This window comes from Rothia sp. 18CD1-1 (genome assembly GCF_055285355.1).
In genome coordinates this window covers 70,751-88,226 of record NZ_JBUZLI010000007.1, presented here as the reverse complement: position 1 = coordinate 88,226, position 17,476 = coordinate 70,751, and the positions used below count along the sequence as shown (strand labels likewise).

Genomic DNA, 17,476 nt, shown 5'->3' with positions numbered 1-17,476 from the left:
ATACCGTACTTTTTCTCTGCGGGGAGTACGGTAGATGGTGAAACAGGAGAAAGGAGAGCTGATATGGCCAAGAACGAGGACGCCGTGAAGAATGACCCGTTTGGGTTTGGTGAGTCTAACCCGCTGGGGGCATCTTTTGTGGGGGAGTCTTATCTGAAAACGCTGGTTGCAGACCCGGCGGTGAGCGTGAACGTGAGTAATGTTTCTTTTGAGCCGGCCAGCCGAACCAACTGGCATGTGCACACCGAGGGCTATCAGATTCTGCTGGTGACCAGGGGCGAGGGCTGGTACCAGGAGGAGGGTGCGGCGGCGCGCCGCTTGTTTCCCGGCGATGTGGCGGTGGCCCGCAAGGGGGTAAAGCACTGGCACGGGGCCGCCCAGGATTCCTGGTTTAGCCACATTGTGGTTACCGCCGGGGCAACCGAGTTTCTTGAGCCGGTGACCGACGAGCACTACGGGTCTCTCTAGGGTTTGTCTGCGGACTCTTTGAGCGGTGTTCGTATGCCCGCTGTGAACCTCGATGGGGTCTCACAGCGGGCATATGTATGATGGTCGCGTTCGATAGTGCTGGCCGGGTCGGCTTCTGCTGTCCTTGAGCTACGGTTTGAGATTGGAGAGATATGCGCGCCCACTATGATTTGCTGGTGATTGGTTTTGGTAAGGCCGGTAAAACCCTTGCCGGAGCTTATGCCCGTTTGGGTAAGAAGGTGGCCCTGGTGGAGCAATCAAACACCATGTACGGGGGTACCTGTATCAATATTGGGTGTGTGCCCACCAAGGCTTTGGTGCATCGTGCCGATGAGTTCCGCATTCGGCAGCAGGGGGCAGATACTGCTTTTGAGGAGGCTGTTGCTTTCCGTGCCCGGCTCACCGATGCTATGCGGGCTAAGAATAAGCAGATTCTTGAGGCCAATGACACCGCTACGCTGATCGATGGGCATGCTCGTTTTCTCTCCGATACCGAGGTGGAGGTGACCGCGAGGGAAGACCGCATGGTGATTACCGCCGACTACACGGTGATCAATACCGGGTCAACCCCGGTTATTCCGCCCATTGAGGGTGTGCGGGATTCGCGGCGGGTGTACACCTCTACGGAGATTCAGCAGCTACCGGAGCGGCCTGCCCGGCTGGCGGTAGTGGGTGGTGGCCCTATCGGAACAGAGTTTGCCGGTATCTTTGCCGGATTCGGTAGTGCGGTGACTATTTTTAACTCGGGGACCAGGCTGTTTGCTCACAATGACGACGATGTCGCCTCGGTTGCCACCGAGATTTTGAGGGGGCAGGGGGTGGAGGTGGTGAACTCTGCCCGTGTGCTATCTGTTCGCGATGGGGACGGTGAGAGCGTGCTGACCTATGAGGCCGGAGGTGTGAGCGCTGAGCTGTCGGTGGACGCGGTGCTGTTGGCGACCGGGCGCCGTCCGGCGGTTGAGGGTCTGGGGCTTGAGAATACGGGTATTGAGCTGACCGAGAGGGGCGCGATACGGGTTGATGACAGGTTGCGCACCTCTGTTGAGAATATTTTTGCGGTGGGTGATGTGAACGGTGGACCGCAGTTTACCTATATCTCCTGGGATGATAGCCGGATTGTGCTGGGACAGCTGACCGGTGAGGGCGATCGTCGGGTGAGTGATCGTGTAGCTGTTCCCTGGGCTATCTATATGACTCCTCCTTTGGCGGCGGTAGGTTTGACCGAGCGGGAGGCCAGGGAGGCCGGTATGGATGTGCGGGTGGTATCGGCTCCGGTTGCGGAGGTGGCGGTGATGCCCCGGCCCAAGATAGTTGAGAGTCCCGAGGGGATTCTGAAGTTTGTGGTGGAGGCTGGGACCGAGAGGATTGTGGGTGCGCAGCTGCTGGTGGTGGATTCGCACGAGGTGATTAATACGGTGGCTTTGGCTATGCGGGCGGGGCTAACTGCCGGGCAGCTGCGGGATCAGATTTTTACCCACCCGTCGGTGACGGAGGGTATTACGGGGGTTCTTTCTAAGCTGTAGCAAAAATAATTCTTAGGTTACCCTTTGCAAATAGGTTAGGTTGGGCTTATATTGGCTAGGTGCTGTTTTAAAGCACCTAGCCAATACGGTTTTAGATGCCAATGATGTCTGGAGTCTGCCATGTCGCTACCGCTGATCTCGTCCTATCGGGCCTCTTTTGAGGGGGTGAAGAACAGGGTTGATTGGCCGGTTGAGGTGCTGCGGGCAGCCCTTTTAGTGCATGATCTTCAGAATCATTTTGTCAAGGTTTTTGAGCGCGATTCCGGTGGCCAGATTGATTCAGCGATAGCCAACACCGCCCGACTGGTGGCTGCCGCCCGGGCCGCGGGCGTTCCGGTCTACTACACGGCACAGCCGCCGAGGCAGGATCCGCAGGACAGGGCTCTTCTCACCGACTTTTGGGGGGAGGGGCTTCAGGACGACACCGCCGCAGAAATTCTAGCCGATGTGCGGCCGACCTCCGGTGACAGGGTGCTGACCAAGTGGCGCTACTCGGCCTTTGCTCGCACCCGGCTTGAGGAGGAGCTGAGGAGTGAGGGGAGAGATCAGCTGCTCATTACCGGTGTCTACGCGCATATCGGGTGTCTCACCACCGCCCTGGAGGCTTTTATGCGCGATATTCAGCCTTTCTTTATAGCCGATGCCATGGCTGACTTCAGTAGGACTGAACACGAGATGGCCTGCGATTACGCGGCAAAACGGTGTGCCCGTGTGGTGACTGCGGAAACGGTGCTCACCCGTCTGGGGGCCGGTGTGGACGGCGGTGCGGCGTGAAATATGTGGTGGTTACCGGTGCCGCCGGTGGGATAGGTGCGGCCACAGTTGCCCTTTTAGCGGAGGCTGGCTACGGTATTATTGCCGCGGATCTCAGTTTGGACGGTGGAGATGCCCTGGAGGAGGTTGTCGGTGACTCTTCTAGCCTGCACTATATCCAAACCGATGTGGCGGACGAGGAGTCCGTGATCAACCTTGCCTGGAGAATTCGGGCCCTCAATGTTGAGGTGCATGGGTTGGTGTGCTGCGCGGGGGTGGTGCTATCGAGGCCCCTGGTTGAGACTACCTTTGAGCAGTGGCGGGCGGTGCAAGCGGTTAATTCGGACGGTGTTTTTCTCACGGTGCGCGGGATTGCCCGGCTCATGGTGGAGCAGCGGGCTAAAGACCCGGCCAATGCGCGCTCGATTGTGGTGGTGAGCTCTAATGCGGCCCGGGTGCCGAGGGCAGAGTTCGGAGCCTACGGTGCCTCGAAGGCGGCGGCGTCGAGGCTTGCTTCAAGTTTTGGTCTTCAACTGGCCGGGAACGGGATACGGGTGAACACGGTGTGCCCGGGAACCACCCGAACCCCCATGGTGACTGATGGCTGGGCCGGTGAAGACAGGAGTGAGCTGCCTATTGCCGGGTGTGCGGAGACTTTCCGGCTGGGGATCCCTCTGGGAAGAATAGCTGAGCCGCGCGACATAGCGGACACCATCGGTTTTCTGGTCAGTGAACGTTCCCGTCACCTCACCATGCAGGAAATCACCGTGGACGGCGGAGCGACCTTCTAGGAAGTGCCGTGTTTTCGGTGTGTGAAGCATAAAATGCTGAATCGTTAGTGCGTGAGAATAGGTTTAAGAGATTTTTAGGAAAGGCTACCCCGTGCAGATAAAAACAGGATCAGGGTCTAGTTTTGCGCCCTTTCTTTTCTCCACTCCCAGCCGCAGTGTGCGTGCTTCTGGTGCTCTGCGGAGGGTGAACGAAAGTGATGCGCTGGATACAGCACGGCGGGTGGGCACCGGGGTGGTGGGGATTGTTCCCTTTGCGCCGGATGAACCGGCTTATCTTGTGGTTCCCGAACACCTTGACTTTGCTGGGCCCCTGGCGGGGCGGGAACACGTTTTTGCTGCTCCCGGATCTGTTGATGGCGTTGATAGCCCCGGTTTCCGGGCCGCTGTCGAGCAGGCCGTTTTACGCATGGGGCGGGGAGAGTTCGAGAAGGTGGTGCTTTCGCGCCTACTGCACGCCCACTACGATTCCGGGGCGCCGGCCCCGGAAGATATTTTTGAGACCCTGCTGGTGCAGCAGCCGGATGCCTATGTTTTTTCTGCCCGGCTTCCGGGCCGTCAGAGCTATCTGATGGGGGCCTCTCCCGAACTGGTTTTCTGTAGCGAGGGCGGAGAGTTCACCACTTTTCCGTTGGCGGGAACCGCGGCCAGAGGCGCCGAGATAGGCTCAACCGAGGATACGCAGATCGGTGAGCAGCTTCTGCGCTCTACCAAAGACAGGGCTGAGCATGCCACGGTTATCGACGATATTCGGAGGCGGTTGGGGCCTGTTACTCAAGAACTGACGGTGCCGTCTACCCCGCAGCTGCTAGCCACACCGCAGCTGTGGCACCTGGCAACCAGGATCACTGGCAGGCTGGCGGCGGGCATGAGCTCGCTTGACGGTGCCCGGGCGATTCACCCGACCCCCGCTATTTGCGGTTACCCGATGGAGACGGCGCTCGGGGTGGTGAGGGAGCTTGAAGATTTTGAGCGCGGCTATTTTGGTGGTCTTATCGGCTGGATGGATCCCGAGGGCAACGGTGAGTGGGCCCTGGTTTTGCGCTGTGCCGAGGTGGGCGCGAACAGGGTAACCCTGTTCGCCGGTGCCGGGATTATTAAAGATTCTGTACCCGCTCACGAGCATACGGAAACAGGCAATAAGCTGGGCTCTTTTGGCAGGGCCCTGGGAATTTCTACCCGGTAGCTCTATTTTTGTCTGGCAGGAGCGAACGGATCTCGGATAGGATGCAGGCAGATTCAATCTGACGAGTAGAGGTTAGTTGGTAATTTTATCTACGTTAGATTTGTAGAAATACTTCATTACTATTATGGCAATAACTGCAAAAATCAATCCGTATACCGCAGATTCAAGTATTGCCCCAAAATTCCTTGAATTAAGAAAATTTCCATATAAGGTAAATAGGAATATTGAAGAAAAAGCGGTGTAAAATAAAAAAGATGTGTTCGATACCAGTAGGGGAGTGTCTAATTTTTTTCTTAGGAGAACCCCGGAGAGATGTAATAAGAGGTAACCAGATGTCGCGAGTACGGGGAATACGAGAGTCCATCCTTCCAAAGAGTTGTTTAGAAGAGAAGCTTTAATAATTTCCTTGACCGAGCCAATGGAAGCTGCCCCCAGTGACATTACTAAGAACGTATATTTTGAAAACACGATAAACCTACTTCTTGACAGTATCCGTACTTTCTATTAGTGTAACATACATGTTGTAAATTTGAACTCATACGATTTAAATTTACAGAAATTAAACATGCTTAGTATATGACAAGGATGATCACTATGTCAAAGAAGACGGTTGAGACTTTGGTTGTCGCTGCTCTATGCGGCGGCATGATGTTGGGTGGGGGTGTTCCCGCCAATGCTGCTGTGGCTAAAGATGGGGTCACAGTCAGCGCGTCTCCAGTTAGCGCGAATAACCTTATTTATCTCTCGGAGGTAGAGCTAGGTAAGATTGGTTTAACTAAAGAGGATGCAGATAAACTGACTAGTGATATAATTGCCATTATCGAGAGAGAAAAGAGAGAGGGGAATATTTCTGCAAAGGATGCTGATATATTTTTCGATATATTTCTTACCGATAATTTAAATAAAAGAGATAATGAGTTTAGGGCTTTGCCGGTTTGGGCGGCTGCTGCGATTGTAGGCTGTGCAGGCAGTGTTGCGCTAGGTGAGGGCAAAGAGCAGATTAAAAATGCTTTGGAAGAGGGAAAATCGGTAGACGAAACTTCTAATATTGCAATCGGGGTTGCTGTTGACTGTGTATTTGGGGCTATGCCGGGTGGAGCGGTCGGTGCAACTATTAAGAATACTTTAACAAAACCGATTAAAGATGCTTTAAGACCTCATGTAAAGAAAATTGTTTCAGATATGGAAAAACGTTATCGCGAGGGAAATTTTTAGAATATAAATAATATGGGTTTTATGTGTACGCATGAAACCCATATTATTGTGTCTTTTGTGCGGAGAGAATGTTTTTCTCTATTATTTCTCTGACCTCGGTTGGTGTCCTTACCGGGTGGAGGGTCAGCCTGTAGGGAGTATCGAGGGCGGTGGCTAGCAGAAACCGGTCCACGATCTGCCATTGTAACCAGAAGTTTTGCGGTGGTGAGCTGCCCAGTGTGAGCTGCCCTCGGCAGGAAAAACCTGCCACTTGCCGGGGTGTATCCGGTGACCGGGGCAGGGAGATTTCAACAGACTGCGGACCGGCGGTAAGACCGTGACCGGTCGCTTTGAGTACCGCCTCTTTGGCGGTCCACAGCATAAGCCGGGCAAACTGTCTCCGCGTGTCGGGTAAACGAGCCACAGCGGCAGCTTCGTCGGGCGTTAGCGTGAGACGGTCAAAACCGCTAAAAAGGGTGTCTCGTATACCCTCGATGTCGACACCCAGCCGCGGTGATCCCTGCCAGGAAGAGGCATCAAGGCACAGTGCCCCGGCAACCATACCGCGGGACCGCGACATACTGAAATTAACCCCTCGGATACGCGGTTTCCCGTGAGGGTCGGGGCTATCGCAGAGTAGACAGGTGCGGTCAACGGGGATTTCCGGGGCCTTACCCGGCTCAAGCCCCAGCGCACCGGCGGCCAGAGTACGCATGAGAGCCCGGGTAGCCAGATAACCGAGCGCATCAGCACCGTTGCTAAATTGTGTTGCCCGGCTCCGCTCGAAAACTGCCGGGTAGGTGAGCCAGCCGCTACCGGTACGGACTGCGTCAGTGGGGAGGGCAAAAAGCTCGATACTGACCGGTGTCTGCGCGGAAACCATACCGCCAATTGTAGTAGATGCACGAACCCGATGAACCCGTATCGGCCTCGTGGATACCTGGCCCACATGCTAGCCTGATACTAGATGTTTTGTGCCGTATTCTAGGTCCAATCAAACTCACTGAAGAGAGCAATGATGACTGTAGCTGAACCCCTCGTGGCCGCGGCGGATGGGTCGTGCCTGGGTAACCCCGGCCCCGTTGGCTGGGCCTGGTACATCGACGAAAACTGCTGGGCAGCAGGCGGCTACCCGAGCGGTACCAACAATATGGGGGAGCTGAAGGCGGTCATCGATCTTTTTGAATCGAGCGCACACATGGCTGACCGGCCCCTCTACGTGCTGTGCGACTCCCAGTATGTGGTGAACACGGTGACCAAATGGATGCCGGGCTGGAAAGAAAAAGGCTGGAGGAAAGCAAACGGGAAGCTGGTGCACAATCTGGAACTCATCCAGGCGCTGGACGCGGCTCTCGAAGGGCGCACCTATATTTTTAAATGGGTGAAAGGCCACGCCGGGGTGAGACTCAACGAGCGGGCCGATGAGCTAGCACGTGCGGCATCCACCGCTATCCGCGACGGCGAAGAACCCGAGGCAGGCCCCGGTATGGTCACAGCATCGAGGCGGAGAAAGAACGACGCCCGGAAAGCTGAGACGCAGCAGACTGTTTTCGACAGCGAACCCGCAGAAGAGACCGTCGGGGAGGTGCCGGAGGTCAGCCGTGAAGAAGAGCTTGAGGCCCTTGCCCTGGAACTTGAAAGCCTGCCCGCCCGTAAGCGAGAGGACCTCATCGAAACAGAGGCCCTGCTCACCGATGACCTGGTATGGATTACCGCAACAGGCCGCAGAGTTGGCCGCGCCACCGTGCTTGAGTACCGTGAGCGCGCTTTCGCAGATGTTACAGTCCCGAAAATTGTGCGGGTGGAGGAGCTCGGAGACTCGGCCCTGCTGATCTGCACCATGGTAGAAAACGCCAGGGAAGAAGTTATACGCACCAGTATTTGGGTGAAGGCCGCCGGCTGGCAGCTTCATTTCCGGCAGGAAACTGCCTGCTAGCCGCGGTAGAGAGGGAAGCGCACAGTGAACGTTGCGCCCCCGCCGTCGGTTTCGCTAATCTCGACGCTGCCCTCGTGCTGCTCCACGATCCCGGCAACGATAGACAGGCCCAAGCCGGTGCCACCGGTTTCTCTGGTCCGCGAAGTGTCGGCACGGTAGAAACGCTCAAACACCCGCTGGCGTTCCTCACCGTGGATACCGGGGCCGTGATCGCGCACCTGAATCTCTGCCAGCTGCCGGCCCGCTCCATCGACGACTACACCCACGGCAATTTCTAGCGGGCTGCCGGCGGGCGTGTACCGGAGGGCGTTGGTCATCAGGTTAGCAACCACCTGCCTCAGCCGCATCTCATCACCGAACACGGGAGCCTCGGCCGGGGCCTCACCGGGGGTAAGGCCAACCAGGTTAACCTCGCGGTCCGGGGCGGTGGCAAAAGTGTCATTGGCGGCATCGCGGGCGATGTCGAGCAGACTGACCTTGCTATTCTCGGCGGCGCGGCGCTCATCGATTCGGGCCAGGGTGAGCAGGTCCTCTACCAGCTGCCCCATGCGCTTTGACTCGGCCTCGATACGGCCCATAGCGCCGGCAACAGCCTCCTCGGTTTGAAGGGCACCCTGGCGGTAGAGCTCCGAATAGCCGCGAATAGAAACCAGCGGGGTACGCAACTCGTGGGAGGCGTCCCCAACAAACCGGCGCATCTTAATCTCTGAGCGTTTCTGCGAGTCAAAAGCCTTCTCAATCTGCGAGAGCATGGTGTTTAGCGAGGCGGAGAGATGGCCGATCTCGGTGTAGGGGTTATAGTCGTTGATCCGCTGGGAAAGATCACCTGCGGCAATACGGGCGGCGGTCTGCTCAACCTGGGCCAGCGGCTCAAAAGTGCGGGTGACCATCACCCAGCTCATGGCAATGGAAGCAAACAGGGTAGCTAAACCAAAAGTCACCGTGAGCATAGTAACCAGGGCTACCGAACTATTCATCTGACTCAGCGGGGTCGCAATAATCACCGAATAGTTTGTGCCGTCGATACTCACCCGCAGAGGCATAACCCTCCAGGGAGTCACGCCCGAATCCGAGGGCACGTTAAGGCCGGACCCGCTGTACTTCTCCACCTTCTCTACATCCCAGCCCGAAATATCGGGGGCGGAACTATCCGAGGTGATGGAGGTGATGGAGGTGAGCCTATCTCCGCTGTCATTGAGCAGGTAAGCCTGAAAACGGATGAGAGGACCGTCTGAGGGTAACTCGGTACCCTGCACCATATAGGTCGTGAGGGTGGTGGCGTTTGATTTCAGCTCGTCGTCAATCTGGTCTGTCATCTGACTTCGCAGGGCCGAGATAGCCACCAGGGATGTCACCGAGATAGCCAGGGCAAGAAGCATGCCGGTTAAAAGAACCAACTGGGTGCGCAGTGAGAGCGCACCCAGTTGACCAAAGGTTCTTTTGAGTCTTTCCACGGCTATTTGGCGGTGCGCAGAAGGTAGCCTACACCGCGCTTGGTGTGGATGAGCGGAGGCTGGTCAGAGATATTATCGATCTTGCGCCGCAGATAGGAGATGTAGGATTCCACAATAGAGGCGTCCCCATTAAAATCGTATTCCCACACGTGATCGAGGATCTGCGCCTTGGAGAGCACTCGGTTAGGGTTGAGCATGAGGTAGCGCAGAAGCTTAAACTCGGTGGGGGAGAGGTCGATTTCGCGGTCGCCGCGGAAGACCTCGTGGGCGTCGTCGTCGAGCACCAGGTCGCCCACTCGTAGGCGGGAATCGTCTATTTCTGTGGGTTGGGTGCGGCGCAGGACGGCGCGGATACGGGCCACGACCTCGTCGAGGCTGAACGGTTTGGTGACATAGTCGTCGCCGCCGACGGTGAGGCCGGTGACCTTGTCTTCGGTGTCGTCTTTAGCGGTGAGAAAGAGCACGGGGAAGAGGCGGCCGGCGGCGCGCAGTTTGCGGGTGACGGTGAAACCGTCGAGGTCGGGCATCATCACGTCGAGTACCGCGAGATCGGGGTTTTCGGTTTCGGCTTTCTCCAGCGCTTCGCGGCCGTTGGAGGCGGTGACGACCTCGAATCCAGCGAACCTCAGGGAGGTCGCTAGCAGTTCTAGGATATTGGGTTCGTCGTCGACAACGAGTAGTTTTGCTTCGGGCTGGTTAGTGTTCACGGTGTCTATTGTGCCGACGGTTTCTGTGTGTTTGCTGTGCTGATTGCGGGTGATCGCTGATGGCTAACAGGGTGTTGGGTTTTTGCGGCGAATCACGGCGACCAGAAGTGAAGCTGCCATGAGGAGCACCGCCAGAGGGAGCAGGATCATGGCCAGCTGGGTCAGTATGTTCGGTGCCGGTTGGCCGGCCCAGCGGAGTAGGAGCATGGTGATACCGGATACCGCGCCCGCCAGGGCACAAATAAACCCGAGGGTCCCCAGAATACGGATGAGCAGGGCAAGAGTATCCACCTTTTTCTTCTGGCTCATGCTACTAAAATATCAGCTTCGGGTAGGGGGCACGGAGCCTGAGCATATAGCATCTGCCCGGTTGCGCCTAGCTTCTTGTCCCGGGTGTGTTGTCGGTAGGGCTTGTGCTGGGTGTGGGGAGGTTGTCCGGGTTGGGTTTATCGGCCGGGTAGGTGATGGGCTCCTCGGAGGGGCCCTCGTCCCTGTATTTATCGTAGAAGCTAGGGATACAGGGGGTTGAGGCACGAATGACTTCGCCACCAGCACCGGCTAGATATTTAAGGTGTATTCCGGAATCTGTAGTGGTGGTGATCTGTACGATATGGGGGTCTTCTGCTGTGTTGGTGGAGGTGATCTCCCAGCCTCGTGAGGCCCAGTAGGTTTTGACTTTCTCGATAGCCCGAGAGGTTTCTTCAGGGTTCAGTCCTAGGTCTTGGTTGTAGGTGCGGAAGCCTGTGCTAATGTGGGCGATTTCTTCGCCGTTACAGGTGGTGATGGATGGGTAGAAGTCTGTCCATTTGGCTTGTTCGGGGTAGGGGAAGTCTTCGCCCCCGTTGCGCCATTGGTAGCGGTCTCCGTGGACGCTGGCTGCCATGGTTCCGGTGACGGCTGAGTAGTAGTTTTGGAAGAGTTCGTTGGCGGTGGGTTCTGTCATTTTCTGTACTCCTGGGATCAGCCCGCACCCGGCCACCATAAAAAACAGGGCGGATAGACAGGTTATGATTCTTTGTCTGCTCGGGGCTGGCATGGTTGACCACCTTCACTCTGACCCCGGGGTTGGGTTATCAAAACACCGGGGTAAGGGGGCTAGGGTTTCTTGGTTTCTTCTCCTGCTATTCCTTTTCATTTTTCTTTCCTTCTGTGTGTTCGTGCTCGATCTTTTTCTGCCGGTATTTCTTCTCGTCCTCGGTCAGTTCCTGCTCGGTGATTTGCTCCTCCTGCCCCCGAATAATCTGGGCGGTATCCCATAAAGATGAGGTGTTCTCGGACAGGTAACCCTGTTCGGAGTCTCCGTCAGCCCGATACAGATTGTGTCCGTCTACATCCTCACGGCCCCCGGTGGCCTCGGCACTGAATTTGGTGATTCCTTCTACCATGACCGGGGCGTACTTAGCATCAGAAATACGATAACCCCACCGGTGAGTATCGTCCTTGGACGCATCGGCATAGTAGATATTCTTGGCCCCTTCCCTGTTCGGGTTGTCCTCCAGGGCGAGATCAAGCTCGCCCCGGTTATAGGCCTGTACCTGGGTCTTGTCCAGCCCGGCCGAACCGAGGAGGACTGCGGAGTCGGCTTTGGTGTTCATCTCGGTCAGGGCGGAGAAAACCACATCGGTACCGTAAGAATGACCGACCAGATTAGTCCGCACCGTATCGTCCCCGCCGCGGACGGTGTTGAAGGTATCGATATCCTGGGCTAACCGGTGCCCACCGGTATGGGCCCTATCATTGGAACGGACCTCAAGGCTGGGTAGGGCCTGGGGAGCTGAGTAGCTCATCCAGGCTACCGCGGCATGCCCGACAGCCGTTTGAGAATCTAGGTTTTGGTCTTGAACCTGGTCGTAGAGGCTGCCGGCGGCGCTGATCATATGATCAGCGCTTTTCTCAGCGTTATTATCCATCCCGTGCACCAACCAGGAAGAAGTCCCGGCCGAGTCCAGGTTACCAACCGAGACCGCTGTCATAATGTCGTCCCAGGAATTGCTATCACCGGATAGAGTGGAGAACTCCAGATTAATAACCTGGACATCGACGGGCACACCGTGGTTGTCTGTGATGTCTTGATTCTTATCAAGAATTTTGGCTGCGGTGTCCCCGATATGCTGGCAATATCACCCTCCACCGTGTAGGGAATATCCCAATTCTTCTGATCCTCCGGATCCGAAGACACCATGTGTAGCAGGGTCGTATTCGCCACCGACCGATGAGAATACGGCACCCCGTCCAGATTCCCGATCAGCCCCGGGGCATAAAGCATCAATACCTTCCGCTGTTCATAGGTGAGCATGCCATACTCGGGGACCTGCGCGTCTCCCGACGAAATATAGTTCCCCCTCTCATCAAAAGACAGTTCAGCGTTCCACCAGGTCTGGGTCTGCCGAACCTGTTCTATCGTGGTATCTCCCAGCCGCAGAGCATAAAGGGCTCTGTCCTGGTGAGACTCAAAATAGTCAGCCAACTCCTGGGGAGAGAGTTTGGAAAGGAAATTCAGCAGGGCAGTATAGTATTTCTGCGGGTCCTGCTGGGCCCGGTGAAAGGCTATATCCAGTTTCTGGGGATCAAACTCCCAGACCCGGTCACGAACCAGCTGCACGGTCGCGAAAGGGTTAAGAGACTGGACGCCCAAGGCCGTGGTGCTAGCACCGGTCAGCAGAACACCACCGGTGGCCGGGGCCAGCTGCCGGTAGAGCTCTTCCACGCTACGGATACGGTAATCTTCTTGGGTTTGGGCAAGGACCCGCTGGTACTCGTAGCGGATCTCATCGACCATTTCTTGGGCTATGGCAATTTCGGTGTCCAGGCCAAGAAGCTGCTCGCTCAACCCTGCGATCTGGGCGCTGATCATCGGATCGGGGAGGGGATCGGAGGCTGCTTCTTCTGACAGGAAGGTGATCTTGGTGTGAAGATCGTCTTTGTATTCTTGGGCGATCTGTGCTTTGCGCCGGGCATAGTCGGCGCGATCTTGCATGTCGGCCAGCCGGTTGGCCCAGTCCCTAATCACGAAGCCGGCATTCTGGTATTCCCGGAAGATTGACCCCTAAAGTATCTACAGGGGGCAGGTCGCTGTCTGCGGTCACGGCAAAAAGTCGGGGAAATATACGCTGCCGTAGTCTAAAATTTGTGGGTTATATAGGGGATAACCCGGCGGAGGTGCAGGCAGAAAAATTTTTTATATGACGCATTGTTACGCCCTGTTACGTCGGAAACCTGCGGCCCATGCCCGCTGCCCCGCTAAAAATAAACAGGGAGTGGAAGCTTCCGGCCACCAACCCTGTTTTAATAGGGGTATGTCTGAACAGGAAACACAAGAGACACCCCGCATAGGTTCCCCCACCAAACGTCGCCGCACCAGCAAGATTGACACCGTACTGGCTGAGGCCAAGGATACAGCCCTCACCGCGATCCTCGACATTACCGACCCCTCCTCGGTGGGAGCGATCCACCATCTGCGCGCTGAAGAAGACCGGCTCACCACCCACCTTTTCGAATGCACCCTAGCGGGTTACCGCGGCTGGTTCTGGTTCGCAACCCTGGCCCGGGCACCCCGCTCAAAAAAGGCAACGGTCTGCGAGGTGGGGCTCCTCCCCGGAGATGACTCACTGCTTGCACCGGCATGGGTCCCCTGGTCTGAACGACTCAAAAATATTAGCCGGGAAGATCTCGAAGCGCTCGAAGAAAGCAGGGAATACACCGCCGAACTCGACGAACTGGCAGAACTAGCCGCTATCGTGCAGGCTCCCGAGGCCCCGGCAGACACCGCAGGGGAAAACGCCGACGGGCAGAACAACGGGCAGACTAAAAACCGAGACAGCAGGGCAACGGTTAGCAGAGGCTAACGCATACCTTCTACCAGGTAGTCGATACAGCTCAAAAGCGCCGAAACATCGGCCGGATCAATAGCGGTGAACGTGGCAATCCGCAACTGGTTACGTCCCAGCTTACGGTAGGGCTCGGTATCCACCACACCCTGGGCACGTAGGGCCCTAGCAACCGCGGCCGCATCAACACGATCGGAAAAATCAACGGTGCAGATAACGTTTGAGCGCTCCTGCGGGTTGGCAACAAAAGGAGCGGCAAAGCTAGACTCCTCCGCCCACCGGTAGACCCTACCCGCCGAATCGGCGGTTCGCCCGGCAGCAAACTCAAGCCCACCATTATCATTGAGCCACTTCACCTGCTCATTGAGTAAAACCAGGGTAGCCACAGCCGGCGTGTTATAGGTCTGGTTCTTCCGTGAATTATCGGCGGCACTCACCAGATTCAGCGAATCGGGAATCCAGCGCCGGCTTTCGGCAATCTCCCGGGCGCGGGCGATAGCGCGCGGTGAAAAGAGAGCGACCCATAGCCCGCCGTCCGATGCAAAATTCTTCTGCGGAGAAAAATAGTAGACGTCCGCCTGCGAAACATCGACGTCAAGACCACCGGCCGCCGAGGTGGCATCAACAACCACCAGCGCATCATCGCTGATCCCCTCGGGGCGGATCACGGGAGCGAACACCCCGGTAGAGGTCTCATTGTGCGGCCAGGCATAGAAATCAACATCCGGGCGAGGCTCAACCCGCGGCCGGCTCCCTGGCTGCGCCGAAATAATCACGGATTCGGCAAGGAAGGGTGCACCGCTGGTTTCGTGGGCGAACTTGGACCCAAACTCCCCAAAAACCAAATGCTCGGCGCGATGGCGCACCAGGCCGAAGGTGGCGGCATCCCAGAAAGCGGTGGCCCCACCGTTACCAAGTACCACCTCGTATCCTTCCGGGGCACCAAAAAACAGGGACAGACCGTCCCGAATCTCTCCCACAAGATTTTTGACAGCTGCCTGCCGGTGGGAGGTTCCCAGCAGGTCGGTGCTGCCGCGTACAAGAGCCTCCACCTGTTCGGGGCGAACCTTAGAGGGGCCGGCGCCAAAACGGCCGTCCGCCGGAAGAAGATTTTTGGGAATCACGGGAAAATCTGTCACGGTATCTCCACAACGTGTATGCGGTATCTGCTCAGGGTAGACAGCCCGGCACAGGCAGAAGGCAGGAGCGGGCACGCCTATATAGGGTACGGGGCAATCCCCGAGCTTCCATTGTGCACCGAACGGGCTGAACCGGCCAGATAGCGGCCCGGAAACAACACCAAAATTTCGCATGGTGGACTCCGAGCGGGCGCGGAATAAGAAGGAGCAGGTAAACGTTGTGCCCGTACAATGCTCACGGGGACACAAACAACTATGATATGTATACACATTGCTTTGGGCTTGCGACCCCCGCACGGGCACGAGAGCGGCGAACCAGAAAGAACCAGAGAAAGAAGACGCGGTAAACAACGATGACAGATCTCATTGACACCACTGAGATGTACTTGCGTACCATCTTGGAGCTAGAAGAAGAGGGCATTACCCCCATGCGCGCTCGTATCGCTGAGCGTCTAGAGCACTCGGGGCCCACCGTCTCGCAGACCGTTGCCCGCATCGAGAAACACGGGCTGGTCAAAGTTGCCCCCGACCGCTCCCTCAAACTTACCGAGGAAGGCCGCAAGCGCGCCGTTGAGGTAATGCGTAAGCACCGCCTGGCCGAGCGCCTGCTGGCAGATGTTATCGGTCTTGATATCGCCTACATTCACGACGAGGCCTGCCGCTGGGAACACGTGATGAGTGAGCGGGTGGAGCGCCGGCTCGTTAGCCTGCTGCACAACCCCAAATACTCGCCCTACGGCAATGCCATTCCCGGCCTGGAAGAACTCGGGATGGAGAGCGAGAGTAACGACCACCGAACGGTCACAATGTCTATTGCCGCGCGCGACTCGGGCCCCAAGGACCGTTTTACGGTCTCGCGGTTTCCCGAGTTTGTGCAAACGGATATAGAGCTGATGAAGCGGCTGGGGGACGCGGGAATCCAGTATGGTTCCACTGTTTCTATCCTTGATGATGGCGACGGCTATGTGCTCGTTGCCGCCGACGGTGAAGACAGTAGCTTGCGTCTTGCCGCGGAAGTAGCCGACTCGATTGTGGTAAAACGCTAGCTTTTTCTGCCAGAGCATGGGTGCTCGCGGAGTCAGGGCCCCGGTTGCCGGTTGTGCGGTAGCCGGGGCCCTTGCGTGTTTGGGGCTGTCGGCCCGCCCCGCATATTCTTCCCTACCAATTTCTGACGGGGGACAATATCCCCCAAAATGGGGGCAAAAATGGGCTTTTGTCGCCTCCTTGAGGGGAGTTTTGCTCGCGCGAACGCGGTGTGCGCTGTTTCTCAACAAAATTTTTTAAGATTTGTTACCAAAAATTTATGTTGGTTTATCTGTGTATGCTGCCGAAGGGGAGGGGTAAAAATCCTTGAAAAATCGGGGATTCTGCGGAGGGTTGGAAATAATCCCACCGTAACACGTGTGTGTTTTGTGGGTTTATGTGCGATTTTTTGTCACCAAAATACTCCGGGTTTGTTATCAAAGCGTGACATTCGGTGTGCGGGTGTGTAATGTTTTCTTCGTGCCAACCACTGGTCGGAGCGGCACCCTCAGGGACAGATCGCCTAGTTCTGCCACTGTTCATCGCTGAGGAAACACGAAAACAAATACGCTTGGCAGAAGCGGGGGACCCACTTTCCGGGTTCCTCCAAGAGGAGCCCTAGGGGTGAAGCTACACACGTAGCCGAGTGAACCTTCTACTCGAACCCGACAGCTTACCTCGTGAGGCAATGGAGGAAATACATATCATGGCAAAGCACTTGGCACCGAAAAAGTCCAACATGGTTCGCAATGCAGGCATCGCAGCAGTAACCGGTGCAGCACTTGTTGGTTCAATGGTTCCCGCAAACGCATTCGCGGTTGCTACCCCCTCTGCGCCCGCATCCAAGGCGCCGACCCTGGCAACCTACGAGACCGCTTCCTACGAAACAGCATCCTACGAGACCACCTCGTACACCACCGAGGGCGCCACCCAGGAAAACACCGCCAACGTGAGCGCTCAGGCAGCGTCGACCGCTGACCTCACCGGCGCCCGTCAGGCTATCGTCAACGCAGCCTACGACGGCATCGGCGGCAGCTACGTTTGGGGCGGCAAGACTTACAAGTCGTGGGACTGCTCAGGTTTCGTTTCATACGTTTACGCACAGTCGGGCATTAACCTGACCGCCTACACCTATGCAATGGCCGGTGAGCTCACCCCCACCTCCAACCCCCAGCCCGGTGATATTGTCTTCACCAACGGCTACGCACACGTGGGTATCTACGTTGGTGACGGTCAGATGATCTCCGCCCTCAACCCCTCACAGGGCACTCTGCTCAGCAGTGTTGATGGCGGTGGCTACATGCCCGTAGACGGCTACTACACCTACGCAGGTCTCTAAAGACTTTCACTGGAGGGGAGCGGCTGCTCCCCTCCAGCCCTATCCGGGCGCTGGTCAAGTTCGCCGCGCGGGTAGGCAGTAAAAATTCCTTACGCTTCTTTTCTCAAAGGTGGGCTGAGGACATGATCGAGGCGTGAGC

Annotated in this window: 19 protein-coding genes and 1 riboswitch; of the genes, 10 read left to right on the top strand and 9 right to left on the bottom strand. The window is 56.8% G+C overall.

The window, feature by feature from the left end:
• The first annotated feature begins 63 nt into the window (after window positions 1-63).
• The 5 genes from ACS1BR_RS06205 to ACS1BR_RS06185 all read left to right on the top strand — a co-directional run bounded on the left by ACS1BR_RS06205 (window position 64) and on the right by ACS1BR_RS06185 (window position 4,718).
• Window positions 64-468 (top strand): cupin domain-containing protein, encoded by a 405-nt coding sequence (locus tag ACS1BR_RS06205; protein ID WP_463561090.1) that lies wholly within the window; start codon window positions 64-66, stop codon window positions 466-468.
• A 152-nt stretch (window positions 469-620) separates the two neighbouring features.
• Complete coding sequence (locus ACS1BR_RS06200; RefSeq protein WP_463561089.1) at window positions 621-1,991, top strand: FAD-dependent oxidoreductase; 1,371 nt, start codon at window positions 621-623, stop codon at window positions 1,989-1,991.
• A gap of 120 nt (window positions 1,992-2,111) precedes the next feature.
• Window positions 2,112-2,765: an isochorismatase family protein gene (locus tag ACS1BR_RS06195; protein WP_463561088.1), complete on the top strand. Its 654-nt coding sequence runs from the start codon at window positions 2,112-2,114 to the stop codon at window positions 2,763-2,765.
• Complete coding sequence (locus ACS1BR_RS06190) at window positions 2,762-3,535, top strand: SDR family oxidoreductase (protein WP_463561087.1); 774 nt, start codon at window positions 2,762-2,764, stop codon at window positions 3,533-3,535. Before ACS1BR_RS06195 ends, ACS1BR_RS06190 begins: the two co-directional genes overlap by 4 nt.
• Before the next feature lie 184 nt (window positions 3,536-3,719).
• Window positions 3,720-4,718 (top strand): isochorismate synthase, encoded by a 999-nt coding sequence (locus ACS1BR_RS06185; RefSeq protein ID WP_463561086.1) that lies wholly within the window; start codon window positions 3,720-3,722, stop codon window positions 4,716-4,718.
• Window positions 4,719-4,790: 72 nt separating this feature from the next.
• Here ACS1BR_RS06185 and ACS1BR_RS06180 read toward each other — a convergent pair whose 3' ends face one another.
• Window positions 4,791-5,186, bottom strand: a complete 396-nt coding sequence (locus tag ACS1BR_RS06180; RefSeq protein ID WP_463561085.1) for a hypothetical protein — start codon at window positions 5,184-5,186, stop codon at window positions 4,791-4,793.
• 126 nt (window positions 5,187-5,312) lie between these two features.
• Here ACS1BR_RS06180 and ACS1BR_RS06175 point away from each other — a divergent pair, with 126 nt between their 5' ends.
• Complete coding sequence (locus ACS1BR_RS06175; protein WP_463561084.1) at window positions 5,313-5,933, top strand: hypothetical protein; 621 nt, start codon at window positions 5,313-5,315, stop codon at window positions 5,931-5,933.
• Between the two features lie 43 nt (window positions 5,934-5,976).
• Here the strand turns inward: ACS1BR_RS06175 and ACS1BR_RS06170 are convergent, their stop codons facing one another.
• The gene (locus tag ACS1BR_RS06170; protein ID WP_463561083.1) at window positions 5,977-6,795 is read right to left on the bottom strand and encodes a 4'-phosphopantetheinyl transferase family protein; all 819 of its coding nucleotides are present in this window, start codon (window positions 6,793-6,795) and stop codon (window positions 5,977-5,979) included.
• A 132-nt stretch (window positions 6,796-6,927) separates the two neighbouring features.
• On the opposite strand from ACS1BR_RS06170, the gene ACS1BR_RS06165 reads away from it, so the two are divergent.
• Complete coding sequence (locus ACS1BR_RS06165; RefSeq protein ID WP_463561082.1) at window positions 6,928-7,848, top strand: RNase H family protein; 921 nt, start codon at window positions 6,928-6,930, stop codon at window positions 7,846-7,848.
• Here ACS1BR_RS06165 and ACS1BR_RS06160 read toward each other — a convergent pair.
• The 6 genes from ACS1BR_RS06160 to ACS1BR_RS06135 all read right to left on the bottom strand — a co-directional run bounded on the left by ACS1BR_RS06160 (window position 7,845) and on the right by ACS1BR_RS06135 (window position 13,019).
• Window positions 7,845-9,302, bottom strand: a complete 1,458-nt coding sequence (locus tag ACS1BR_RS06160) for a sensor histidine kinase (RefSeq protein WP_463561081.1) — start codon at window positions 9,300-9,302, stop codon at window positions 7,845-7,847. The two genes, ACS1BR_RS06165 and ACS1BR_RS06160, sit on opposite strands and share 4 nt — an antisense overlap.
• Before the next feature lie 2 nt (window positions 9,303-9,304).
• On the bottom strand, window positions 9,305-10,009 hold the full coding sequence (locus ACS1BR_RS06155; RefSeq protein ID WP_463561080.1) for a response regulator transcription factor: 705 nt from the start codon (window positions 10,007-10,009) through the stop codon (window positions 9,305-9,307).
• Between the two features lie 63 nt (window positions 10,010-10,072).
• Window positions 10,073-10,318, bottom strand: coding sequence for a hypothetical protein (locus tag ACS1BR_RS06150; protein WP_463561079.1), 246 nt, complete (start codon window positions 10,316-10,318; stop codon window positions 10,073-10,075).
• Window positions 10,319-10,385: 67 nt separating this feature from the next.
• Window positions 10,386-10,952, bottom strand: coding sequence for a hypothetical protein (locus ACS1BR_RS06145; RefSeq protein ID WP_463561078.1), 567 nt, complete (start codon window positions 10,950-10,952; stop codon window positions 10,386-10,388).
• Window positions 10,953-11,130: 178 nt separating this feature from the next.
• The gene (locus ACS1BR_RS06140) at window positions 11,131-11,982 is read right to left on the bottom strand and encodes an alpha/beta hydrolase (protein WP_463561077.1); all 852 of its coding nucleotides are present in this window, start codon (window positions 11,980-11,982) and stop codon (window positions 11,131-11,133) included.
• On the bottom strand, window positions 11,979-13,019 hold the full coding sequence (locus tag ACS1BR_RS06135) for a hypothetical protein (RefSeq protein WP_463561076.1): 1,041 nt from the start codon (window positions 13,017-13,019) through the stop codon (window positions 11,979-11,981). The genes ACS1BR_RS06140 and ACS1BR_RS06135 overlap by 4 nt, the downstream gene beginning before the upstream one ends.
• A gap of 286 nt (window positions 13,020-13,305) precedes the next feature.
• Between ACS1BR_RS06135 and ACS1BR_RS06130 the strand changes: the two genes are divergently transcribed.
• Complete coding sequence (locus ACS1BR_RS06130) at window positions 13,306-13,854, top strand: DUF3027 domain-containing protein (RefSeq protein ID WP_463561075.1); 549 nt, start codon at window positions 13,306-13,308, stop codon at window positions 13,852-13,854.
• Here ACS1BR_RS06130 and serC read toward each other — a convergent pair.
• Complete coding sequence (gene serC / locus ACS1BR_RS06125) at window positions 13,851-14,975, bottom strand: phosphoserine transaminase (protein WP_463561074.1); 1,125 nt, start codon at window positions 14,973-14,975, stop codon at window positions 13,851-13,853. The two genes, ACS1BR_RS06130 and serC, sit on opposite strands and share 4 nt — an antisense overlap.
• A gap of 353 nt (window positions 14,976-15,328) precedes the next feature.
• Here serC and ACS1BR_RS06120 point away from each other — a divergent pair, with 353 nt between their 5' ends.
• On the top strand, window positions 15,329-16,021 hold the full coding sequence (locus ACS1BR_RS06120) for a metal-dependent transcriptional regulator (protein WP_463561073.1): 693 nt from the start codon (window positions 15,329-15,331) through the stop codon (window positions 16,019-16,021).
• Between the two features lie 535 nt (window positions 16,022-16,556).
• A riboswitch (cyclic di-AMP (ydaO/yuaA leader) is annotated at window positions 16,557-16,701 on the top strand.
• Between the two features lie 3 nt (window positions 16,702-16,704).
• Entirely contained in the window at window positions 16,705-17,337 is a 633-nt protein-coding gene (locus ACS1BR_RS06115) for a C40 family peptidase (protein WP_463561072.1), read from the top strand.
• The last annotated feature ends 139 nt before the right edge of the window (window positions 17,338-17,476 follow it).